Raw genomic sequence first — 21,883 nt, 5'->3', positions numbered from 1 at the left:
CGCCGCGCTACGTGTGCGTGAGGCGCCACTCCGCGGCCTCGGCCCTCTCTGCGGCGGCGCGCTCGGCGAACTCGGCGCGCGCCCGCCGGTGCTCGGGCGTGCGGCGGATGATCGCATACGCGACGCCCACCACGAGGAACCAGATCGGGGTCACGATCATCGCCTGCAGGGTGTCGGTCTCGCGCGTGAACGCCCACAGCAGGAACGCGAAGAACGCGAACACCACCCACGGCATGAGGGACCCGAGTGGCATCGCGAAGGTGCTCTCGGCGTGCGCCTGCGGGCGGCGCGCCCGGTACACCAGGTAGCTGGCCAGGATGATCGACCACACGAACATGAAACACAGCGACGAGACGGTGGTGACCACCGTGAAGCCCGCCGACTTGTCGAGGTCGAACGCCAGCAGCACCACCGAGGACAGCAGCATGACGGCCGTGAGGAACAGCGCGTTCTGCGGCACCTTCCGGCGCGACAGCTTCGCGAACACGCGGGGCGCGTCGCCCTCCGTCGCGAGCCCGTAGACCATGCGTGAGGTGGAGTAGATGCCCGAGTTCGCCGACGACATCGCCGAGGTCAGCACGACGGCGTTGACGAGGTGGGCGGCGGCCCCGAAGCCGGCGAGGGTGAAGAGCATGACGAACGGGGACTCGTCCTTGCTGAACCGGTCCCACGGCACGACCGACATGAGCACGATCAGCGAGCCCACGTAGAACAGCAGGATGCGCAGGGGGATCGAGTTGATCGCCCGCGGCAGGTTCTTCTCCGGGTTCTTGGTCTCGGCGGCGGTGGTGCCCACCAACTCGATGCCGACGAAGGCGAACACCGCGATCTGGAAGCCCGCGACGAATCCCATGAAGCCCGTGGGGAACACGCCGCCGAACTCCCAGAGGTTGGTCAGCGAGGCGCGGGCACCGTCGTGCTCGAACCCGGTGATGGTGAGCACCGCACCCACGATGATGAGGGCGACGATCGCGATGATCTTGATCATGGCGAACCAGAACTCGGTCTCGCCGAAGGCGCGGACGGTCGGCAGGTTCAGCCCGATCAGCAGCAGGATCACGGCGATCGCCGGGATCCACGGCGGGATGTCCTCGGCCCAGAACGTGATGTACACCGACGCGATCACCACCACATCGGCGACGGCGGTGACCACCCAGCAGAACCAGTACGTCCAGCCGGTGAAGTGCGCGGCCCACGGGCCCAGGATGTCGCCGGCGAAATCGGAGAAGTTGCGGTATCCGGTGCGACTCAGCAGCAACTCGCCCATCGCCCGCATGACGAAGTAGAGCATGAAGCCGATCACCATGTACACGAGGATCACCGACGGCCCGGCCACCGAGATGGTCTTGCCGGAGCCCATGAAAAGGCCGGTGCCGATCGCGCCGCCGATCGCGATGAGCTGGATGTGCCGGTTCGTGAGGGCCCGGGTGAGATGCTGGTCGTCCTCCGCGTCCGGCGGGACCTCAGGCGATGTATTCATGTCTCGCAACACTAATGGACGGCGCGGAGACCTCGATCACGCGGGCGCGGGGCCTCCGGCGCCTCGCTCGGCGACGAACCGGCGGGTGACGGCCATGTCGCGATCCCCGAGACCATCGTCGACGAGCTCGGTGAACGCGGCGAGCACCGCGGGCAGCAGGGCCGCCTCCGTGCCGGTCGCGTCGGCGACCTCGGCGCCGGAACGGAGGTCCTTGAGCAGGTACTTGGCCATGCCCGACGGGGAGTCGTCCCCCGTGATCAGCTTCTCGGCGCGGGTCTGCAGCAGGCGCGACGAGGCGTAGCCGTGGCCCAGCAGCTCCCACATCGCGCGCACGTCGATGCCGGAGCGGTCGGCGAGCACCGTCGCCTCGCCGAGAGCGAGGATCGTGGACGCGACCACGAGCTGGTTGCACGCCTTGGCCACCTGCCCGGCGCCGAGCGGGCCCAGCCGGACCGGGGTCCCGCACGGCGCGAGCGCCGCCGCGACGCGGTCGCAGTCCTGTTCGGCGCCGCCGAGCATGATGGACAGGTTCCCGGCGTGCGCGCCGTCCTCGCCGCCGGAGACCGGGGCGTCGACCACGCGGACCCGGCCCTCTGTAGCGCCGTCCAGCCGGTCCGCGAGCGCGCGGACGCCGGGCGCCGATGTCGTGGATCCGATCGCGAGGAGCAACGGCCGGTCGCCGGCGGCGAGTCCCCGCTCGCCCGCCAGGACCTCCTCGATCTCGGGCAGGTCGGGCAGCATGAGCAGCACCACGTCGGCGGCCGCCGCGACGCCCGCGGCATCGTCGTGCCACGTCGCGCCCGCCTCCACCAGATCGGGCCGCGGCTGGCGCGCGGTGATGTGCACGGCGCCGTGGTGGTCCAGCAGGTGCCGCGCCATGGGGTCGCCCATGGCGCCCAGGCCGATGACGCCGACGGCGGTACCGGCCTCCGATTCCCGGGCCGTCGTCACGTCACTCCGGCGCGAGGAAGGCGGCGAGGGCGGCGGAGTAGAGGCCGATGTCGGCGGAGCCCATCAACTCCCGCGCGCTGTGCATGGCCAGCTGCGGTGCGCCCACGTCGACGGTGGTCAGACCGGTGCGGGCCGCGGTGATCGGGCCGATCGTCGACCCGCAGGGCAGGTCCGCCCGGTGCACGTACCGCTGCAGGGGCACGCCAGCCTGCTCGGCGGCGAGCGCGAACAGCGCCTCCCCGTCGGAATCGGACGCGTACCGCAGGTTCTGGTTCACCTTGAGCACCGGCCCGCCGTTGACGGCGATCTGGTGCCCGGGCTCGTGCCGGTCCGGGTAGTTCGGGTGCGTCGCGTGCGCCATATCGCCGGAGGCCACCGCGGACAGGCTCAGCGTGCGCAGGAAATCCTCGCGGGACAGCTTGTGCGAGAGCCCGATCCGCTCCAGCACCGTGATCAGGAAGTCGGATGCCGCGCCGCGATCGGAGCCCGAGCCCACCTCCTCGTGGTCGAACAGCGCGAGCACGGGCACGATGCCGTCCACCGGGCGCACCCCGAGCAGCGCCTCGGTGCCCGCGTAGCACGTGCCCTGGTTGTCCAGCCGGGGCGCGGACACCAGCGCACCGTCGGACCCGACGGTGCGCGACGGGGCGAGGTCGTGCGTCATCAGCTCGAACCCGAGCACGTCGTCCGCGGCGTACCCCTCGGACGCGGCCACCCGGGACAGGAACCGGCCGGCCCCGGCGGTACCCCACACGGCGTGCACGTGCCGCTGCGGGTCGAGTTCCACGCCCTTGCGGTCCTCGGAGAGGTGGATCGCCAGCTGGGGTACCCGCAGCAGCGGTTCGTCGATGCGCACCAGCGTGTGCACCACGCGCCCGCCCTCGCGGACGGCGATCCGGCCCGAGACGCCCAGGTCGCGGTCGAGCCAGGAGTTGAGCCAGGCGCCGCCGTACGGTTCGAGCCGCACCTGCGCGAGGCCCGCCGATTCCGCGTCGTGATGCTGTTTGACCCGCAGGTTCGGGCTGTCGGTGTGGCCGCCGACGATGCGGAAGGCCGGCAGCTCGCCGTGCTCGCAGTGCGAGGAGTCGAACGCGATGACGGACCCGCCGCGCACCACGAAGTGCCTGCCGGGACCGGGCCACGGATCGTGCTCGGCGAGCTCGGTGTAGCCCGCCTCGACGAGCCGGCGCGCCACCGTCCGGCACACGTGGAACGGCGACGGCGACGCGTCGACGAACGCGCAGAGGCCCGCTGCGTCCGCCCCGACCGGCCCCGTGGTCATCAGACCGCCAGCACCGCGTCCAGCGCGGAGAAGAAGAGGCCGAGGCCGTCGTCCGACGGGCCGGTGAGGGCCTCGGTGGCGTGCTCGGGGTGCGGCATGAGGCCGACCACGCGGCCGTTCGCGGACGCGATGCCGGCGATCGCCCGCGAGGAGCCGTTGGGGTTGCCGCCGGCGTACCGGAACGCCACGCGCCCCTCGCCCTCCAGCTCGTCGAGGGTGTGCGCATCGGCCACGTAGCGGCCCTCGCCCGATTTGAGCGGCACCAGGATCTCGGCGCCCGACTCGTAGCGGGAGGTCCACGCGGTGTTCGTGGCCTCGACGCGGAGCCACTCGTCGCGGCAGATGAAGTGCAGGCCCTCGTTGCGCACCAGCGCGCCCGGCAGCAGGCCGGACTCACAGAGGATCTGGAAGCCGTTGCAGATGCCCAGCACGGGCATGCCCTTGCCCGCGGCCTCGACGACCTCGGTCATCACGGGCGCGAGGGAGGCGATGGCGCCGGCCCGGAGGTAGTCGCCGTAGGAGAACCCGCCGGGCACGACCACCGCGTCCACGCCCTTGAGGTCGTGGTCCTTGTGCCACAGCGACACGGCCTCGGCGCCCGCGCGCTCCACGGCGCGCGACGCGTCGACGTCGTCGAGCGTGCCGGGGAAGGTGATGACGCCGATCCGTGCGGTCACGCGGTCACCCGCGTCACGGTGAAGTCCTCGATGACGGTGTTCGCCAGCACGTCCGAGGCGATCTGCTGCAGCTGCTCGTCGGACAGATCGCCCTCCACTTCGAGCTCGAATCGCTTGCCCTGCCGCACATCCGCGACGCCGGGGAACCCCAGGCGACCCAGCGCGCCCACGATCGCCTGGCCCTGGGGATCCAGGATCTCGGCCTTCGGCATCACGTCCACCACAATCCGCGCCACGTGCGGCTCCCTCTCGGTTCGTCGTCGCGTGATCGGCGTGTCGATCGCGCTGTATCAAGGAGTTTACCGGCGCATACTGGCCCCATGCGACTCACCCACTTCCGCCATTCCTGCGTCCTCGTGGAGATGTCCGACACCCGGGTCCTGTTCGACCCGGGCAACTTCAGCCACGGCTTCGAAGGGCTGACGGGGCTCGACGCGATCGTGGTGACCCATCAGCACCCGGACCACATCGACCCCGAGCGGATCGACGCGCTCGTCGACGCCAATCCCGGCGCGCAGCTGTTCGCCGACCCCACCACCGCCGCGGACCGCGGCGGCCGCTGGATCGCCGCGGTGCCGGGCCACGACTACGGCATCGGCAACCTGATCGCCCGCGCGGTCGGCGGCCGGCACGCGATCATCCACCCGGACATCCCGCAGATCGACAACACGTCGGTGCTGCTCGGCGACGAGGAACAGCCGGCCCGGTTCTACCACCCGGGCGACGCGCTGCACGTCCCCGAGGACGTCCAGGTCGGCGTCCTCGGGCTCCCCGTGAGCGCCCCGTGGTGCAAGATCAGCGAGACCGTCGACTTCTTCCGGGCCGTCGCGCCCGCCGCCGCGGTGCCCATCCACGACGCGCTGCTCTCCGCGGAGGGCGACGGGATCTACCTCGGCCGGCTCGCGGCCATGGCGCCCGACGGTGCCGAGCTCGTCCGGGTGGCGACGGAGGCCTCCGCGGAGTTCTGACGCGGCGGCGCACCCCGGCGCCCTCCCGGCGGACGTCCCTCGTGACCGCCTTCCGGCGTGATATGACCTAGGTCACAATCCGCTTCGGAAGGGTATGCAATGTCACCCGAGGTCATCGCGCTGGCCGTCCTCGTCGTCGTCTTCCTCATCGCGACGGTCCGCGGCGTCAACATGGGCGCACTCGCCCTGGTCGCCGCGTTCATCGTGGGCATGGCGGTGTTCGGCGTCGACGACAAGGAGGTGCTCAAGGGCTTCCCCGGGGATCTCTTCGTCATCCTCGTCGGCGTCACCTACCTGTTCGCCCTGGCCAAGAACAACGGCACCGTCGACTGGATCGTGCACGGCGCGGTGCGCGCCGTCCGCGGGCGGGTGGCGCTGATCCCGTGGGCGATGTTCCTGGTGAGCGCCGCGGTCACCGCGATCGGCGCGGTGAGCCCCGCGACGGTGGCGATCGTGGCGCCGGTGGCGGCGGGCTTCGCGGCGCGGTACCGGATCCACCCGATCCTGATGGGGATGATGGTGGTGCAGGGCGCCACCGCGGGCAGCTTCTCCCCCATCGGCATCTTCGGCTCCATCACCAACGGCGTCGTGGAGTCGAACAAGCTCCCGGGGAACCCTGCGTTCCTGTTCGGCGCCACCTTCCTCTCCTGCGTGGCGATCGCCGTGATCGTCTTCCTCGCGTTCGGCGGCCGCGAGCTGGTCGCCCGCGGGAACGAGCCCGAGGTCATGGCGACGGCGGGCGCCGACGCGGAGACCGCGGCCCACGCCGCCACGTCGGCCGCCCGGCCCACGGAGCCGCACTCCGCGGCCGAGGTGCAACGCGCCCGCCCGGCCGGCGGCGCGGGCGACGGTTCGCCGGGCGCCGACGAACCGGACGGGGACGTGACCCGGTTGGACGCGCAGCGCACCGGCACACTGCTCGGCATCGCGGCGCTCATCGTGGGGGCCCTGGGCTTCGATCTCAACGTCGGTTTCACGGCGCTCGGCATCGCCGTCGTCCTCACCCTGGCGTTCCCCGATTCCGCGAAGGACGCGGTCGAGAAGATCAGCTGGAGCACCGTGCTGCTCATCGCGGGCATCGTGACGTACGTCGACCTGCTGCAGGAGCAGGGCGTGGTGGACTGGCTCGGCGAGGGAGTCGCGGCAGTCGGGTCCCCTTTGCTGGCAGCGCTTCTCATCTGCCTGATCGGCGCGGTGGTGTCGGCGTTCGCGTCCACCACCGGCATCATCGGGGCGCTCATCCCGCTCGCCGTGCCGTTCCTGCTGACGAATCAGGTGAGCGCCGTCGGGCTCATCGCGGCGCTCGCGATCTCCAGCTCCGTGGTCGACTGCAGCCCCTTCTCCACGAACGGCGCGCTGGTCGTCGCCAATGCGGCACCGGACCAGCGGGACATGGTGTTCCGCCGGCTCATGCAGTGGGGCATGTCGATCGTCGTGCTGGGCCCGCTCATCGCGTGGCTGGTGCTGGTGGTCCCGACGGCGTGACCCGGGTCGCCGTCAGAGGCGGAACAGGTTGACCTTGTACGCCGATACCATGGGTGTGAATCCCATGGCGCCCAGCAGGATCCGGTACTTCCACGGCCAGGTGGCCCCGACCGTCTTCTGCGGCCGCGCGAAGGACCGGGAATCGACCAGCTCCAGGCCCGCGGCCGCGAGCGAGCCGGGATCGTCACAGGTCCACTTCATCCGCGCGGTGACCGCACGGAACACCGGGTTGCGCTCCTGGTTGTCCATCATCATCGCGCCGCCGGTGTCGAGCGCGAGGGTGTCGCCCACGAACCGTCGGGCGATCCGGCCGAGCACGTCGAGCACCTCGGCCTCCGGGAAGTACAGCAGGACGGCCTCCGACAGCAGGAAGACCGGCCCCGGGCGCTCGGCGACCACGTCGTGCCAGCCGTCGTCGAACACCGATCCGGCGATCATCGTGTACCGGTCGGAGTCCTCGAAGAACCTGCGGCGCAACGCCATGGTGTCCGGGACGTCGAGGTCGAACCACCGCACATCACCGTTGTCGAGTCGGTCGAACCGGGTGGACAGCCCGCAGCCGAGATCGACGACGGTGCCGTCGGGGTGCTCCGCGAGGAAGTCCCGGATGTAGCCGTCGAAGATCGACGCACGCAGCACCGACCCGGCGAGCGCCGGGCCGCGGAACCGGCGGAAGTCGTAGTCGATCGCGTCCACCAACTCGACCGCCCGGCGATCACCGAGGACGCTGCGGTGGGCGCGGGCGTCCTGCGCCCGCCCGTAGAGCGGGATGAGGAGCGTCTCCTGGACGTCGCCGAGCTCGACGGGCACCTTCATGAGGTTACCCTAACTCGGGCGTCAAGACTCAGGCCGCGAGCAGCACCTTCGCGCGCGACGCGTACACCTGCGGGCGCGCGCCGTGGTGCAGCGCGAGGTCGACGGCGTCGAGCATCGTCCGGGTCACCGTGGACGACGCCAGCCGCCGCGCGTCGACGCTGAGCCGCAGCACGCCGCCCCGGCGGGCGATCCGGTTGGACTGGGCGAGCAGCGCGCGGCACCACCAGGGCTCGCTGAGGAACCCGTCGCCGATCCCGAGCACCCGGGCCCTCTCCTCCTCCCCGGTGATGAGGTCGGTGGTCGCGGTGTAGCCGAGGTTCACGCGGAAGCCCGCTTCGGGCAGCGCGAGCAGGGCACCCGTCGACGCGTTCCAGCGGGGCGCGGCGAAGACCCGTGTCCGCAGGCCGACCTCCTCGAGCACCCGGTCGGCGGCCGCGAGACGCAGTTTCGCCTCATGGGTGCCGAGGGTGGAGAACTCGGCACGGCGGCGCTTGGTGGCGGCCTGGTCATAACCGTTGAGCACGATCGCGTCACCGGCGGCGCGACGTTCCCGCAGGTAGGACTGCGTCGAAGGATCGTCGACGAGCCGGTACTTGCCCTTGAGCCGGGGCGCCACGAGCAGCGATACGGGTACGTCGCGGTCCGCCATCTGCTCGGTGAACCACTCGGCGCGCTCACGCGTGGCATCGGAGAGTGACGAGACCGAGACGTACAACGGCGAGCTCATGGCCTCAGTGTGAGCCGCACACCTTGCGCGCGCGAGGACGAAAGGTTGCGTGTCGCTGAACGAATCCGCCGAATCCGGTCAGCCCGGAAGGACCGCCTCGATGGCGCCGACCACCTCGTCGGACTCCGGCTCGGTGCGGGGACGGAAACGCTGCACACTCGCGTGATCGGGCGCGACGAGGAACTTCTCGAAGTTCCACTGGATGTCGCCGGCCTGGCCCTCCGCGTCCGGGGTCGTGGTCAGCTCGGCGTAGAGCGGGCTGCGGCCCTCGCCGTTGACATCGGTCTTCTCCAGCAGCGGGAACGTGACGCCGTAGGTGGTGGAACAGAACGTCGCGATCTCCTCGGCCGTGCCGGGCTCCTGCCCCGCGAACTGGTTGCACGGCACGCCGAGCACCGTGAGGCCGCGGTCGGCGTAGCGCGTGGCGAGGGCCTCGAGGCCGGCGTACTGCGGCGTGAGGCCGCATTTGCTGGCGACGTTGACGACGAGCACGGCCCGGCCGGCGTAGTCGGCGAGGGAGGTGGGCGCACCGTCGAGGGTGGTGAGGGCGATGGAGTCCAGAGCGGTCATGCCACCGACCGTACCCACGCGGCGGACGCGGTGTAACACAGAACACATCATTCTCATTGGCGCAATGATTGCGCAAGAGTTATGGTTTTTGGGTGCAAGCAACACCCGCGTCCGTGACTCCCGGGGCCCTCACCGAGGTCTTCGACGAGTTCGTGGGCCGCCTCATGTGCAACGTCACCCAGGAGACCCTGGGCACGATGTTGTCCTCCGAGATCACGGCCCACCAGTTCCACGTCCTCCTCCAGCTCAACGTCACCGACGAGCCGATGCCCATCAACAGGCTCGCCGAGGATCTGGGACTGTCCGTCGCCGCCACCGGACGGAACGTGGAGAAGCTTGTCCAGCACGGGATGGTCGACCGCCGCGAGGACGCGACGGATCGCCGGATCAAGAACCTGACGATCACCGAGATCGGCCGAAAAACACTTGCGGAGAGCTTCACCGACAAGCAACGTGAGATCCAGGCCTTCGCCGAGCGGCTCCCCGTCGATCTGAGGACGCGGCTGCACGACGTGATGCTCGAGATCCTCGATCAGGGGCTGATCCCCCACAACCCCTTCTTCACCGCATTGAAAGAGAACGCATGAGTACCGAGAACACGCTCGACAAGAGCGAGATCCCGCACGCGGGTGAGGGCCTCGACCGTCGCGTCCTGATGGTGGCCGGTGTGGTCGTCCTCGGATCGATCATGGCCATCCTGGACATGACCATCGTGGCGGTCGCGCAGAACACCTTCCAGTCCCAGTGGAGCGCATCGCCCGCCACCGTGGCCTGGACGATGACCGGCTACACCCTGGCGCTCGCCGCGGTGATCCCCGTGACAGGCTGGGCCGCAGACCGATTCGGCACCAAGCGGCTGTACATGACGGCCACCGCACTGTTCGTCGCAGGGTCCGCGCTGTGCGCCACCGCGACGTCCATCGATCTGCTGATCCTGTACCGGGTCCTGCAGGGCCTCGGCGGCGGCATGTTGATGCCGCTGGGCATGATGATCCTGACCCGGGCCGCCGGCCCGGAGCGCATCGGCCGCGTCATGGCCGTACTGGGCATCCCGATGCTGCTGGGCCCCATCGGCGGCCCGATCCTGGGCGGCTGGCTGATCGAGTCCTTCTCGTGGCACTGGATCTTCCTGATCAACGTGCCGATCGGCGCGATCGCCATCGTCTACGCCTGGTTCGTGCTGGACAAGGACGAGCCCGTCAAGGGCGAGAAGTTCGACGTCGTCGGATTCCTCCTGCTCTCCCCCGGCCTCGCGCTGTTCCTGTTCGGCGTCTCCTCGATCCCGGAGGCACAGCAGGACACGTCGATGTACACCGGGCGCGTCATCCCCGCCACCGTCGTCGGCCTCGTGCTGATCGTCGGATTCGTGTTCTGGGCGCTGCGCGCCAAGCTGCCGCTGCTCGACCTGCGGCTGTTCAAGAACCGGAACATGACGGTGGCCATGATCACCTTCGCCATGTTCGCGATCGCCTTCTTCGGCAGCTCGATCCTGTACGCGCAGTACTTCATCGGCATCCGCGGAACGTCGACCCTGATGGCCGGCCTGCTGCTGGCCCCGCAGGGGATCGGCGCGATGGTCACCATGCCGATCGCCGGCGTGCTGACCGACAAGATGGGCCCGGGCAAGTTCGTCATGACCGGCCTGGCTCTGATCACCCTCGGTATGGTGTCCTTCACCCAGCTGACCCCCGAGACGCCGTACTGGCTGCTCCTCGGTTCGCTGTTCGTGCAGGGGCTCGGCATGGGTATGACGATGATGCCCACGATGTCGGCGGCGATCCGCACCCTGGCACCGGAGTCCATCTCGCGCGGTTCCACGCTGACGAACATCGTGCAGCAGATCTCCGCGTCGATCGGTACCGCGATCTTCTCGGTGCTGTTCACCAACTGGCTGACCAACGCCGGGCCGACGATGCCGAGCCCGACGGGCGGCGAGGTCGCGAGCGGCGCGGCGGCGTTCGGCGCGAACTCCAGCCCCGCGAGCCGCGATGCGGCGGTCGCCCAGATGAGTGAGCCGGGCTTCTCGAAGTTCCTGCACGACAACCTGCCGTTCGCGGCGGAGGCCTTCGGGAACACCTACTTCGTGGCCGCGGTCCTGGTGGCGCTGTGCATCATCCCGGCGTTCTTCCTGCCCCGCACGCACGAGGCGGACACCGAGGCGGCGGAGCGCCAGATGGTGATGCCGCACTGATCGCGTCCCGTTGAGACGACGGAAGCGCCCGGTCCCCGGTTCAGGGGCCGGGCGCTTCCGTCGTCAGGGCACCCCGTCCGGACGCATCGGCGTTCGCGCGGTGCGGCGTTCGCGCGGTGCGCGGATCAGGCCAGCAGGCGGTCCATGTCGAACTTCGCTTCGACCGGCGCGATGTAGGCCTTGAGCGCGCGCACGTCGCCCGCGCCGCCGGTCGCGCACGTGTACGCGAGGGTGACGCGCGGCTTCGCCTTCCCGATGGCGTATTCGACGCGGTGCTGCGCGGCACCGGGGCAGGGCTGGCCCGCGGCGGCGCGGGGCAGGGCGTCGACGTTCGCGCTGAGGGCGCGCCACGTGGTCGCGTCCAGCGTCGCCGTCTCGGTGGCGGTCGGCGGGGCGGTGCCCCACACGCTGCTGTAATTGCCCACCCGGATCGTGGCGACGCCGTCGCGCACGGTGATCCGGTACTCGCGATGGGTCTTCATCGACGTCGAGGGGCCGATGTAGACGTAGGTGATGATCGGGCCGGGCCCGCCCGGCGCGGGGGCCGGCACCGGGGCGGCCTGGGCGGGCGCGGCGACCGTGCCGCACACCGTCGCCGCCGCGACCACTGAGATGAAGAGCTTCTTCATCTCACTGAAGCTACTGCGCCGCGCCGAGCCTGTCGAGTATCCAGGCGTACTCGAACGCGGTCTCGCGCCATTTCGCGTAACGGCCGCTCACGCCCGCGTGCCCGGCCACCATCTCGGTCTTGAGCAGGATCCGTTCGCCCGACGTGCTGTTCGCGAGCAGTCTCGCGACCCACTTCGCCGGCTCCGTGGGGAGCACCCGGGTGTCGTTGAGCGAGGTCGTCACCAGCATCGCGGGGTACGGCCTGGCCTCGACGTTCTCATAGGGCGAGTAGGCCTTCATGTACCGGTAGACCTCGGCGTTCTCGAGCGGGTTGCCCCACTCGTCCCACTCCCCGACGGTGAGCGGGAGCGACGGGTCGAGGATCGACGTCAGCGGGTCCACGAACGGCACGTCGGCGACGATGCCCGCGAAGGACTCGGGCGCCAGGTTCGCGACGGCGCCCACGAGGAGCCCGCCGGCGCTGCCGCCCATGGCCACCAGCCGGTCCGGGGCGGTGCGTCCCTCGTCGACGAGGTGCCGCGCGACGTCCACGAAATCGGTGAAGGTGTTGTTCTTCTCCAGCTTCTTCCCGTGGTCGTACCAGGCGCGGCCCATCTCGCCGCCGCCCCGGACGTGCGCCACGGCGAACACGACGCCGCGGTCCAGCAGCGAGAGGCGGGCCACGGAGAACCACGGGTCCATGGTGGCCTCGTACGAGCCGTAGCCGTAGAGCAGTGTCGGCGCGGGGCCGCCGGCGTCGATGTCGGTGCGGCGCACCACGGAGACGGGGACGCGAGCTCCGTCCCGGGCGGTGACCCACACCTGCTCGGCGGCGTACTGGCCGGCGTCGTAGCCGGGCACGTTGATCCGCTTGAGCACGGTCTGTTCGCCGGTGTCCGGCGTGAGTTCGAGGACGGTGCCGGGCGTGACGAAGGATTCGTACGCCAGGCGCAGCCGCGGGGCGTCCCACTCCGGGTTCGCGGCGGTGCCCACGTTGGCGAGCGGTTCGCCCGGATCCCATTCGGAGAAGGACGGTTCCGCCTCCGTCGCGGCGAGCGCGAGGCGCGGCAGGCCGCCGCGGCGGTAGCCGAGGGCCAGGGTGCGGGCGAACGCGTCCACGAAGTCGAGCCGCACGTCGTCGCGGTGCGGCACCAGGACCGTCCAGTCCGACGGTGCGCCGACGGGCGCCGAGGCCAGTTCGAAGTTGATGCCGGTGCGGTTGTGTAGGAACAGGAACCGGTCCTCGCCGCCGAGCACCGCGTGGTCGACCGAGTACTCGACGTCCTCCTCGCGCGGGAGCAGCACCTGGAATTCGCCGGTCGGATCGGTGGCGTCCAGGATCGAGGTCTCGGAGCTCAGCGTCGCGGAGGCGACGATCATGAGGTACTTCTCGCTGCGGGTGAGGCCGACGCCCACCCCGAAGCGTTGGTCCGGCTCGTGGAAGACACGGACATCCTCCGCGCCGGCGCCCAGTTCGTGCCGCCAGATGCTGTCCGGGCGCCACGCCTCGTCGACGGTGGTGTAGAACAGGTGCCGCGAATCGGGCGCCCAGGTGGCGCCGTAGAAGGCGCCGGACACCTCGTCGGCGAGCACCTCGCCGGTGTCGATCACCTTGAACCGCAGCGTGAACCGTTCGTCCCCCGAGGTGTCCAGGGAGTACGCCAGCAGCGCCCCGTCCGGGGAGACGGACGCGGCGCCGACGGCGATGTACTCGTGGCCCTCCGCCTCCGCGTTGAGGTCGAGGAGCACTTGCTCGCCGGGGAGCGGATCGTCGGAGAGCACCGGCGGGTTCCAGTCGTCCTCGGCCGCGATCGGGGCGCGGCAGTGGATGCCGTACTGCTTCCCCTCCTGCGTGCGGGCGTAGTACCAGTGGCGTCCGCGGCGCTGCGGGACCGACATGTCGGTCTCCTGCGTGTGCGCCTTGATCTCACCGAAGATCTTCTCGCGTAGCGGTTCCTGTGCGGCTGTCGCCTCTTCGGTGTACGCGTTGTGCTCGCGCAGGTAGGCGAGCACCTCGTCGTTCTCGGTGTCGGCCAACCAGGCGTACTGGTCGATCACGGTGTCCCCGTGGAAGGTCCGCTCGCTGGGAACCTTCTTGGCGACGGGCTGCACCGCCGCGCTCATGCGGCTCCACCGGGCCAGTCGGCGAAGCTCAGACCCGAGATGCGTTCGTACGCCTCGATGTAGCGCGCGCGGGTCCGATCGACCACGTCCTGCGGCAGCGGGGGCGGAGGCGTCTCGGAGTCGGTCGACCAGCCGGAGGGGCCGGTGAGCCAATCGCGCACGATCTGCTTGTCGAAGCTGGCCAGCGTCGTGCCGGGCTCGTACTCCGCGGCGTCCCAGTAGCGCGAGGAGTCGGGGGTGAGCACCTCGTCGGCGAGGAGCAGTTCCCCGTCGGGCGTGAGACCGAACTCGAACTTGGTGTCCGCGAGGATGATCCCCCGGTTCCGGGCGATCTCGGACCCGCGGGAGTAGACGTCCAGGGTGAGGGCGCGCAGCTTCGTCGCGAGTTCCTCCCCGACATCGGCCACGATGCGCTCGAAGGAGACGTTCTCGTCGTGGTCCCCCACCGCCGCCTTGGTGGCGGGGGTGAAGATCGGCGGTTCGATGCGGCTGCCGTCCACGAGCCCGTCGGGCAGCGGGACGCCGCACACGGCGCCGCCCGCGCGGTACTCCTTGAGCCCGGAACCGGTGAGGTACCCGCGGGCAACGCATTCGACGGGCACCATGTCGAGCCGGCGGGTGATGAGCGCGCGGCCGAGCACGGATTCGGGGATGCGCGGATCGTCGACCAGCCCCGCCAGGTGGTTCGGCACCCCGAGGGCGTCGAAGAAGTAGACCGACATCGCCGTGAGCACCCGCCCCTTGTCCGGGATCGGGGTGTCCAGGATGTGGTCGTACGCGCTGACGCGGTCGCTCGCGACGAGCAGCAGATGCTCCTCGTCCACCTCGTACAGCTCACGGACCTTGCCCGAGTAGATCGGCGTGTATTCGCTCAGTTCCGGTCGCACGCCCCCAGCCTATTGCATGGGTCGGCGGATTTCCGGCGGCAGGTTCACAGCGGTTTCCGTGACGAAACCGCAGGAACTCGCCACGGAAACCGCTGTGAACCGCGCCGAAAGGGATCCGATCGCCGCTCTGGTGCGTCCAATGAGTATGTTCCGGCGAACCCGCGACCTCATGCCCCAGGAGACCGAGTACGCCGTGCGCGCGACGTCCGCCTCGGTGATCCACGGGATCCGGCGCATCGGCGACGGGCCGCCGACGGTCCACGACGTGCGCGACGCCCTCACGCCGGCGTATCCCGATGCCGTCTTCACCGGCTGGACCGCGGCGGCATTGCACGGCGCGGATTTCGTCGACGGCCATCCCCCGGAGCTCTGGGTCCCGCAGCACCGCTCGCGGAACGGCGTGATCATCCGGTCCGGAACGATGTCGCCCGAGGACATCACCGTCGTCTCACGGCGTCGATCAGTGCGTCCGCGAAGACCGCTACGGGCGGTCCGTCACTTCTCTTCCGCAGGTCCGGGCATATCTCGCCGCCCATCGGGGTATGCACGGGCGCAGGCGGGCGCTGCAGGTCCTCGCCGAAGCGAGCACCGGCGCGGATTCGCCGTGGGAGACCTACACGCGACTCACCGTGCACAGATCGGGCCTGCGGATGTTCCTACCCCAGCGGCCCGTCGGCGGCACCGGCTACCGAGTGGACCTCGGGTCCGATGAGCACCGGATAGCCATCGAGTACGACGGGGGGCTACCACCGTTCGATCGCGCAGCAGCGCAAGGACATCCGCCGCTGGAACGCGATCGGCGGCGAGGGCTGGAGCATCATCGGGGTCACAGCCACGACCCTGGTCCACGACCGTGCCGCGTTCATCGCCCGGGTCGAACAGGAGCTGCGGGTCCGTGGCTGGACCGGTCCGGCGCCGATGTACCCGCGCCTCGACCTCCCCGTTCGCGAGATCGACGCCGTTCGTAGCGGTTTCCGCGCTGAACATGCAGGACGCGGTCGCTGGAACCCCTGCGAACCGGCCCTCAGAGGATGGGCGACGGGGTGTAGGCGGCGGCGTCGGGGTGCTTCGCGACCAGGGCCTCCACATCGGCGACGACCTGGGCGACCTGCGCCTCCGCCGCACCGGTGAAGGCGGCGCGGTCGGCGACGGCGTCGTCGAGTTGCGCGCGGGTGAGGCCGAGGCGCGGATCGGCGGCGAGGCGGTCCAGCAGGTCGGGCTCGCGGCCCTCCTCGCGCATGGCCAGCGCCACGGCGACGGCGTGCTCCTTGATCACCTCGTGCGCCACCTCGCGGCCGACGCCCGCCCGTACCGCGGCCATGAGCACGCGGGTGGTGGCGAGGAAGGGCAGGTACCGGTCGAGCTCGTTGGAGATCACCGCCGGGTAGGCGCCGAACTCGTCGAGCACCGTCAGGAACGTCTCGAAGAGGCCGTCGATCGCGAAGAAGGCGTCGGGCAGGGCCACGCGGCGGATCACGGAGCAGAACACGTCACCCTCGTTCCACTGCGCGCCGGCCATCTCGGCCGCCATCGAGCCGTAGCCGCGGAGCACCACCGCGAGACCGTTGACGCGCTCGCACGAGCGGGTGTTCATCTTGTGCGGCATCGCGGAGCTGCCCACCTGCCCGGGCTGGAAGCCCTCGGTGACCAGCTCGTGTCCCGCCATGAGCCGGATGGTCGTGGCGAGCGACGACGGCCCCGCGGCCAGCTGCACGAGCGCGCTCACGGTGTCGTGGTCCAGCGACCGCGGGTACACCTGCCCCACGGACACGAAGGATTCCGAGAATCCGAGGTGCTCGGCCACCCGCGATTCCAGCGATGCCAGCTTCGACGCGTCGCCGCCCAGCAGGTCCAGCATGTCCTGCGACGTGCCCATCGGCCCCTTGATGCCGCGCAGCGGGTACCGGTTGATCAGGTCCTCGACGCGGGCGATCGCCACGAGCAGCTCGTTGGCGGCGCTGGCGAAGCGCTTCCCCAGCGTGGTCGCCTGCGCGGCGACGTTGTGCGACCGGCCGGCCATGACCACCGACGAGTACTGCGCGGCGCGCTCGGCCAACCGGGCGGCGACCGCGACGGCGTGGTCCCGGACGTGGATCAGGGACTGCAGCACCTGCAGCTGCTCGACGTTCTCCGTGAGGTCCCGCGAGGTCATGCCCTTGTGGATCTGCTCGTGCCCCGCGAGGTCGCTGAACTCCTCGATCCGGGCCTTGACGTCGTGCCGGGTCACGCGCTCCCGCTCCGCGATCGACGCGAGGTCCACCCGGTCCACGACGGCCTCGTAGGCCTCCACCGCACCGTCGGGCACGTCGATCCCGAGGTCGCGCTGGGCCTTGAGGACCGCGATCCACAGCTGCCGCTCCAGCACGATCTTGTGCTCGGGCGACCACAGCTCGCGCATGCGCGGGCTGGCGTAGCGGTTGGCGAGGACGTTGGGGATGCGGGGGGCACTCACCCCTCCATCATCGCACCCGGGCCGGAGCCGCGGCACCGCACATCGGGCCCGACGGTGCGCCTCACCGTCAGGGGGCGATCGGCGCCAGATCATCGATGACCGCGGCGACCGCGTCTCGCACCGCGCGGGTGATGCCGGCGTCGGGATCGGTGAAGGCCGCGAGGGCCGCCCCGTCCTCGATGGCCACCAGCCGCTGCACGCGGACCTTGTCGACGGTGCGCCCGGACCGCTCGAGCACCTCGGCGTGCAGGTCCACGAGCTCTCCGCGCAGCCGGGCCTGCAGCAGCGACAGCTCGGGGTCGCGCGTGCACACCACCAGCCGCTCGTACCGGGAGACGAGGGCGCTGCGCTCCTCCTCGGTCTCGGAGGCGAAGAACACCGAGGCGATGAGCCGGGCGAGCGCGGCCTCCCCTCGTCGCCGGCGGCTCACCGCGGCGACCCGCTCCCGGACCGCGCTCACATCGTGGTCACCGGCGTAGGCGACAGCGTGAGAGAGCAGGTCTCCCAACGACTCGAAGTAGTACGTCGTGGCAGCCAGGGGGATGTGCGCCCGGTGCGCGACGGCGCGGTGGCGCACCGACTCGAACCCGCCCTCGACGAGGAGCTCGCCCGCCGCGGCCACCAGGGCCGCGCGACGACGCTCACCCTTGGGAGTGGTCGCGGCTGTCACAGAAGGACATGCTGCCAGGGCGCCGCGCTCCCAAAGCTGGTTTCGACCAAATCGTCATGCCGACTTCGCAGCGCACGGCCGTTGCAGCCGCATCACAGCGCCTGGTGGCCGATGTCCTTGCGGAAGTGACTGCCGGGCAGCTTGATCCGTTCGAGCTTGGCGTACGCATCCGCGCGCGCCGCCGCGAGATCGTCGCCCACGCCCACCACGTTGAGGACGCGTCCCCCGGCGGAGACCAGCCGGCCTTCGCCGTCGAGGGCGGTTCCGGCGTGGTAGATCCCGGGGCCGTCGGCACCGGTGATGACGTCGCCCTTACGGGGCGTGGCGGGGTAGTTCTCCGCGGCGAGCACCACGGTGATGGCGGCACCGTCGCGCCACTGCAGCGGAGGCAGATCCGCGAGCGTGCCGGTGGCCGTGGCGTGGAGCGCCTCGGCGAGCGGGGATTCGAGCAGGCCGAGGACCGCCTGGGTCTCGGGGTCGCCGAAGCGACAGTTGAACTCGACGACGGCGGGCCCCTCCGCGCCGATCGCGAGGCCCGCGTACAGCAGGCCCGAGAACGGCACGCCGCGGCGCACCATCTCCCGCGCGACGGGCCGCACGACGGTGTCCACGATCTCGTCGACCACGCCCTCCGCGAGCCACGGTAGCGGCGAGTACGCGCCCATGCCACCGGTGTTCGGGCCGGTGTCGCCGTCGCCGACGCGCTTGTGGTCCTGCGCGGGCAGCAGCGGCACGACGGTCTCCCCGTCGACGAGGCAGAACAGCGACACCTCGGGACCGTCGAGGAAGGACTCGAACAGCGCCGGCCGGCCGGACTCGATGAGGTCGGCGGCGTGCGCGCGGGCGGCGGCGCGGTCGGCGGTGACGACGACGCCCTTCCCGGCGGCCAGGCCGTCGTCCTTGATCACCCAGGTGGGGCCGAACCGGTCCAGCGCGGCGTCGATGATGGCGGGGCTGTCGACGATCTCGCTGCGCGCCGTGCGCACGCCGGCGGCCTCCATGACGTCCTTCGCGAAGGCCTTGCTGCCCTCGATCTTCGCGGCCTCCGCCGACGGTCCGAACACGGCGATGCCGCGGGCGCGGACGGCGTCGGCGACGCCGAGCACCAGCGGCACCTCGGGCCCGATCACCACGAGGTCCGCGCCGAGTTCCGCGGCCAGCGCGGCCACCGACTCCCCTGACGAGGCATCCACCTCGTGGTTCGTGGCCGACGCCGCGGTGCCGGGATTGCCGGGCGCGGCGTGCAGCTCGGTGACCCGGGGGTCACGGGACAGCGCTTCGATGAGGGCGTGTTCGCGGCCGCCGGTGCCGATGACGAGTACTCGCACGCCGCTGACCTTACCCAATGGCGGGCTGCTCATATAGCCTGGCCGTATGGCAGATTCGAATGGTACGACCAGCACAGTCTTCTCGAAGATCATCGCCGGCGAGCTCCCGGGCCGGTTCGTGTACCAGGACGATTCGGTGGTGGCCTTCCTGACCATCGCCCCGCTCACCCAGGGCCACGTGCTCGTGGTGCCGCGCGACGAGGTGGACAACTGGGAGTCCGTCGACGACGAGCTGTGGAACCGCATCACCGAGGTCAGCCGCAAGCTGGGCCGCGCCGTGAAGCGCGCGTTCGACGCGCCGCGGGCGGGCCTCATCGTCGCCGGGATGGAGGTGCCGCACCTCCACGTGCACGTCTTCCCCGCCTACACGCTCACCGATTTCAACTTCGACAGCGTCGACACGAATCCGTCGGCCGAGTCCCTCGACGAGGCGCAGACGAAGATCGTCGAGGCGCTCGCCGCGGAGTGATCACCGCGGTGTAGTCACCGGGGCAGGCTGACCGAGAAGGTGGCGCCCTGCCCGGGCGCGGTGTCCAGCCACACGGTGCCGCCGTGCCGCTCGACGATGCCGTGCACGATCGACAGCCCCAGTCCCGCACCGCCGCTCCCGCGACTGCGGGACGAGTCCGTGCGGTAGAAGCGCTCGAACACCCGGCTCGCCTCATCGGGCTCCATCCCCGGCCCGGTGTCCGCCACGGACAGCAGCACGCGGTCGGCCTGCGTCGCGACGCGGACTCGCACGGACGCGTCGTCGGGCGTGTGCCGCAAGGCGTTCGAGACCAGATTGGTCACCACCTGGTGCAGCCGGTCGCGATCACCGTCGACCACCACCTCGGGGCTCTCCACGTCCAGATCGATGTCGCGGCCCGGCTCGCGGGCCTGCGCGGCGTGCACCACCTCGCCCGCGACGGCCACCAGATCCACGGGCTCCGCCGCGAGCGGGCGACGCGCGTCCAGCCGCGCCAGCATGAGCAGGTCCTCGACCAGCAACCCCATGCGCTGCGCCTCGGATTCGATGCGGGACATGAGGAACTCGGTATCGTCGGACGCGCCCTGCCGGTACAGCTCGGCGAAGCCGCGGATCGACGTGAGCGGGGTGCGCAGTTCGTGCGACGCGTCGCCCACGAACCGGCGCATGCGCTCCTCATCGGCCCTGGCCTGCTCCTCCGATGCCGCCACCCGGCCGAACGAGTCCTGCACCTGGTGCAGCATGGTGTTCAGCGAGGCGGACAGCCGCCCGACCTCGGTCTGCGGCGGCGCCGCCGGGACCCGGCGGGTGAGATCGCCCGCCGCGATCGCCTCGGCGGTGGCCTCCACCTCCTCCAGCGGGCGCAGCGATCTGCGCACCACCAGGTAGCCGAGACCGCCGGCGATGATGAGGACGCCGCCGCCGATCAGCAGCTCCAGGGCGACGAGGGCGCGCATGGTGCCCTCGACCTCGGACAGCGTCACCGCGACGAAGCTCACCCCGAACTCCGAATGCGATTGCACGACGCGCCATTTCGGTCCCTTCCCGCCCATGGAGTTCACCGTGACGGCGTCGCCGCGCAGATCGCCGAGGCCGCTGAGGTCCGGGCGGTCGGTGAAGTCCGGGTTGCTCACCTGCACCTGGGTCCCGTCGGCGAGGAACGTCGCCTGATAGAAGCGGGTGGGAGGGCCGCTGCCCCGCGAGGGAACCGGGAAGTCGAGCGGTTTGGGCCTGCCCCAGGTGTCGGCGGCCTGGCGGAGCGACTGGTCCTCCCGGGACATCAGCCGGTCCTCCATCGCCGTCGTCAGCGCGATCCCCGAGGCGAGCAGGCCGATGAACACGAGGCCCACCACGATCCCCACCAGCGAGAAGCGCAGGGGGATACGGGATGCGAGACCGGTACGGGTGCGCACCTGCCGCCTACCGGGGCTCGCGCAGCACGTAGCCCACCCCCCGCAGGGTGTGGATCAGCCGATTCTCCCCGGTGTCCACCTTGCGGCGCAGATAGGAGACGTACGATTCCACGACGTTGACGTCGCCGCCGAAGTCGTAGTGCCACACGTGATCCAGGATTCGCGGCTTGGACAGGACGACGCCGGCGTTGACCATGAAGTAGCGCAGCAGCGTGAACTCGGTGGGTGACAGGGAGACCAGCTCCCCGGCCTTCCACACCTCGTGCGTCTCGTCGTCGAGCTCCAGATCGGCGAAGGTGAGCCGCGTGCTCACCTCCTTCTCGCCGAAGTCGCTCCGCCGGAGCAGCACGTTGATGCGGGCCACCACCTCCTCCAGGCTGAACGGCTTGGTGACGTAGTCGTCGCCGCCCAGGGTGAGCCCGGCCACCTTGTCCTCCACGGAGTCGCGGGCGGTGAGGAACAGCGCGGGCGCCTCCACGCCGTCCTGGCGGAGCCGCTTGAGCAGCCCGAATCCGTCCATCCCCGGCATCATGATGTCGAGCACCATGACGTCCGGGCTGAAGGTGCGCACCCGGTCCAGGGCCGACGGGCCGTCGTGGGCGACGGCCACGTCGAACCCCTGGAACTTGAGGCTGACCTGCAGGAGTTCCCGGATGCTCTGCTCGTCGTCCACGACGAGGACCCGGGCCGACACATCATTCTTCACGCTGGACACCCGGCCATACTGCCGCGCGCAACACCGCGCACTCTGACATCTCCCTGGCAGTTCGCTGTGAACGCTCCCG

At 70.5% G+C, this 21,883-nt stretch carries 21 protein-coding genes; 5 read left to right on the top strand and 16 right to left on the bottom strand.

The window, feature by feature from the left end; translation table 11 throughout:
• Positions 1–7: 7 nt before the first annotated feature.
• Genes BN39_RS09595 through purS form a run of 5 tightly spaced genes read right to left on the bottom strand, consistent with a single transcriptional unit; the run spans position 8 to position 4,626 of the window.
• Entirely contained in the window at positions 8–1,480 is a 1,473-nt protein-coding gene (locus BN39_RS09595; protein ID WP_019202177.1) for an amino acid permease, read from the bottom strand.
• Between the two features lie 36 nt (positions 1,481–1,516).
• Positions 1,517–2,431: an NAD(P)-dependent oxidoreductase gene (locus BN39_RS09590; protein ID WP_019202176.1), complete on the bottom strand. Its 915-nt coding sequence runs from the start codon at positions 2,429–2,431 to the stop codon at positions 1,517–1,519.
• A gap of 1 nt (position 2,432) precedes the next feature.
• On the bottom strand, positions 2,433–3,713 hold the full coding sequence (locus tag BN39_RS09585) for a M18 family aminopeptidase (protein WP_019202175.1): 1,281 nt from the start codon (positions 3,711–3,713) through the stop codon (positions 2,433–2,435).
• Positions 3,713–4,390 carry a phosphoribosylformylglycinamidine synthase subunit PurQ gene (gene purQ / locus BN39_RS09580; protein WP_019202174.1) on the bottom strand — a complete coding sequence of 226 codons (678 nt, stop codon included), beginning with the start codon at positions 4,388–4,390 and terminating at the stop codon, positions 3,713–3,715. The genes BN39_RS09585 and purQ overlap by 1 nt, the downstream gene beginning before the upstream one ends.
• On the bottom strand, positions 4,387–4,626 hold the full coding sequence (gene purS, locus BN39_RS09575; RefSeq protein ID WP_040766109.1) for a phosphoribosylformylglycinamidine synthase subunit PurS: 240 nt from the start codon (positions 4,624–4,626) through the stop codon (positions 4,387–4,389). Before purS ends, purQ begins: the two co-directional genes overlap by 4 nt.
• Positions 4,627–4,710: 84 nt before the next feature.
• Between purS and BN39_RS09570 the strand changes: the two genes are divergently transcribed.
• Together BN39_RS09570 and BN39_RS09565 are read left to right on the top strand one after the other, a co-directional pair.
• Entirely contained in the window at positions 4,711–5,358 is a 648-nt protein-coding gene (locus tag BN39_RS09570; RefSeq protein ID WP_019202172.1) for an MBL fold metallo-hydrolase, read from the top strand.
• A 99-nt stretch (positions 5,359–5,457) separates the two neighbouring features.
• Positions 5,458–6,843, top strand: coding sequence for an SLC13 family permease (locus BN39_RS09565; RefSeq protein ID WP_019202171.1), 1,386 nt, complete (start codon positions 5,458–5,460; stop codon positions 6,841–6,843).
• 12 nt (positions 6,844–6,855) lie between these two features.
• Here the strand turns inward: BN39_RS09565 and BN39_RS09560 are convergent, their stop codons facing one another.
• The 3 genes from BN39_RS09560 to BN39_RS09550 form a co-directional block, all read right to left on the bottom strand.
• Positions 6,856–7,659 (bottom strand): class I SAM-dependent methyltransferase, encoded by an 804-nt coding sequence (locus tag BN39_RS09560; RefSeq protein WP_019202170.1) that lies wholly within the window; start codon positions 7,657–7,659, stop codon positions 6,856–6,858.
• Positions 7,660–7,687: 28 nt separating this feature from the next.
• The gene (locus BN39_RS09555) at positions 7,688–8,386 is read right to left on the bottom strand and encodes a DUF2334 domain-containing protein (protein ID WP_019202169.1); all 699 of its coding nucleotides are present in this window, start codon (positions 8,384–8,386) and stop codon (positions 7,688–7,690) included.
• 78 nt (positions 8,387–8,464) lie between these two features.
• Positions 8,465–8,956, bottom strand: coding sequence for a glutathione peroxidase (locus BN39_RS09550; RefSeq protein ID WP_040767229.1), 492 nt, complete (start codon positions 8,954–8,956; stop codon positions 8,465–8,467).
• A gap of 92 nt (positions 8,957–9,048) precedes the next feature.
• On the opposite strand from BN39_RS09550, the gene BN39_RS09545 reads away from it, so the two are divergent.
• On the top strand, positions 9,049–9,543 hold the full coding sequence (locus BN39_RS09545; RefSeq protein WP_148281455.1) for a MarR family winged helix-turn-helix transcriptional regulator: 495 nt from the start codon (positions 9,049–9,051) through the stop codon (positions 9,541–9,543).
• Complete coding sequence (locus tag BN39_RS09540) at positions 9,540–11,147, top strand: DHA2 family efflux MFS transporter permease subunit (RefSeq protein WP_019202166.1); 1,608 nt, start codon at positions 9,540–9,542, stop codon at positions 11,145–11,147. Before BN39_RS09545 ends, BN39_RS09540 begins: the two co-directional genes overlap by 4 nt.
• Before the next feature lie 125 nt (positions 11,148–11,272).
• On the opposite strand, the gene BN39_RS09535 is transcribed toward BN39_RS09540, so the two are convergent.
• From BN39_RS09535 to purD, 6 genes are all read right to left on the bottom strand, one after another.
• Positions 11,273–11,776, bottom strand: coding sequence for a hypothetical protein (locus tag BN39_RS09535; RefSeq protein ID WP_019202165.1), 504 nt, complete (start codon positions 11,774–11,776; stop codon positions 11,273–11,275).
• 10 nt (positions 11,777–11,786) lie between these two features.
• Positions 11,787–13,880, bottom strand: coding sequence for a S9 family peptidase (locus BN39_RS09530; protein WP_019202164.1), 2,094 nt, complete (start codon positions 13,878–13,880; stop codon positions 11,787–11,789).
• On the bottom strand, positions 13,877–14,767 hold the full coding sequence (locus BN39_RS09525) for a phosphoribosylaminoimidazolesuccinocarboxamide synthase (protein WP_019202163.1): 891 nt from the start codon (positions 14,765–14,767) through the stop codon (positions 13,877–13,879). The genes BN39_RS09530 and BN39_RS09525 overlap by 4 nt, the downstream gene beginning before the upstream one ends.
• Positions 14,768–15,791: 1,024 nt before the next feature.
• On the bottom strand, positions 15,792–17,219 hold the full coding sequence (gene purB, locus BN39_RS09515) for an adenylosuccinate lyase (RefSeq protein ID WP_019202160.1): 1,428 nt from the start codon (positions 17,217–17,219) through the stop codon (positions 15,792–15,794).
• Positions 17,220–17,286: 67 nt separating this feature from the next.
• Complete coding sequence (locus BN39_RS09510) at positions 17,287–17,889, bottom strand: TetR/AcrR family transcriptional regulator (RefSeq protein WP_040766107.1); 603 nt, start codon at positions 17,887–17,889, stop codon at positions 17,287–17,289.
• Positions 17,890–17,981: 92 nt separating this feature from the next.
• Positions 17,982–19,217: a phosphoribosylamine--glycine ligase gene (purD, locus tag BN39_RS09505; protein WP_192814843.1), complete on the bottom strand. Its 1,236-nt coding sequence runs from the start codon at positions 19,215–19,217 to the stop codon at positions 17,982–17,984.
• Between the two features lie 46 nt (positions 19,218–19,263).
• Between purD and BN39_RS09500 the strand changes: the two genes are divergently transcribed.
• Positions 19,264–19,686: an HIT family protein gene (locus BN39_RS09500; RefSeq protein WP_019202157.1), complete on the top strand. Its 423-nt coding sequence runs from the start codon at positions 19,264–19,266 to the stop codon at positions 19,684–19,686.
• A 14-nt stretch (positions 19,687–19,700) separates the two neighbouring features.
• On the opposite strand, the gene BN39_RS09495 is transcribed toward BN39_RS09500, so the two are convergent.
• Both BN39_RS09495 and BN39_RS09490 read right to left on the bottom strand, forming a co-directional pair.
• Complete coding sequence (locus BN39_RS09495; RefSeq protein WP_019202156.1) at positions 19,701–21,098, bottom strand: cell wall metabolism sensor histidine kinase WalK; 1,398 nt, start codon at positions 21,096–21,098, stop codon at positions 19,701–19,703.
• Between the two features lie 7 nt (positions 21,099–21,105).
• The gene (locus tag BN39_RS09490; protein ID WP_040767220.1) at positions 21,106–21,804 is read right to left on the bottom strand and encodes a response regulator transcription factor; all 699 of its coding nucleotides are present in this window, start codon (positions 21,802–21,804) and stop codon (positions 21,106–21,108) included.
• Positions 21,805–21,883 lie beyond the last annotated feature (79 nt).

Origin of the sequence: Tsukamurella sp. 1534 (assembly GCF_000312385.1) — a bacterium.
Taxonomy (GTDB): domain Bacteria; phylum Actinomycetota; class Actinomycetes; order Mycobacteriales; family Mycobacteriaceae; genus Tsukamurella.
This window is presented reverse-complemented; position numbering and strand designations above follow the sequence as displayed.

Excerpts from the sequence above, each read along its gene's own strand:
- BN39_RS09595 (WP_019202177.1), bottom strand. The coding sequence starts at position 1,480 with ATGAATACATCGCCTGAGGTCCCGCCGGACGCGGAGGACGACCAGCAT.
- BN39_RS09585 (WP_019202175.1), bottom strand. The coding sequence starts at position 3,713 with ATGACCACGGGGCCGGTCGGGGCGGACGCAGCGGGCCTCTGCGCGTTC.
- BN39_RS09570 (WP_019202172.1), top strand. The coding sequence starts at position 4,711 with ATGCGACTCACCCACTTCCGCCATTCCTGCGTCCTCGTGGAGATGTCC.
- BN39_RS09565 (WP_019202171.1), top strand. The coding sequence starts at position 5,458 with ATGTCACCCGAGGTCATCGCGCTGGCCGTCCTCGTCGTCGTCTTCCTC.
- BN39_RS09560 (WP_019202170.1), bottom strand. The coding sequence starts at position 7,659 with ATGAAGGTGCCCGTCGAGCTCGGCGACGTCCAGGAGACGCTCCTCATC.
- BN39_RS09555 (WP_019202169.1), bottom strand. The coding sequence starts at position 8,386 with ATGAGCTCGCCGTTGTACGTCTCGGTCTCGTCACTCTCCGATGCCACG.
- BN39_RS09550 (WP_040767229.1), bottom strand. The coding sequence starts at position 8,956 with ATGACCGCTCTGGACTCCATCGCCCTCACCACCCTCGACGGTGCGCCC.
- BN39_RS09540 (WP_019202166.1), top strand. The coding sequence starts at position 9,540 with ATGAGTACCGAGAACACGCTCGACAAGAGCGAGATCCCGCACGCGGGT.
- BN39_RS09535 (WP_019202165.1), bottom strand. The coding sequence starts at position 11,776 with ATGAAGAAGCTCTTCATCTCAGTGGTCGCGGCGGCGACGGTGTGCGGC.
- BN39_RS09530 (WP_019202164.1), bottom strand. The coding sequence starts at position 13,880 with ATGAGCGCGGCGGTGCAGCCCGTCGCCAAGAAGGTTCCCAGCGAGCGG.
- BN39_RS09500 (WP_019202157.1), top strand. The coding sequence starts at position 19,264 with ATGGCAGATTCGAATGGTACGACCAGCACAGTCTTCTCGAAGATCATC.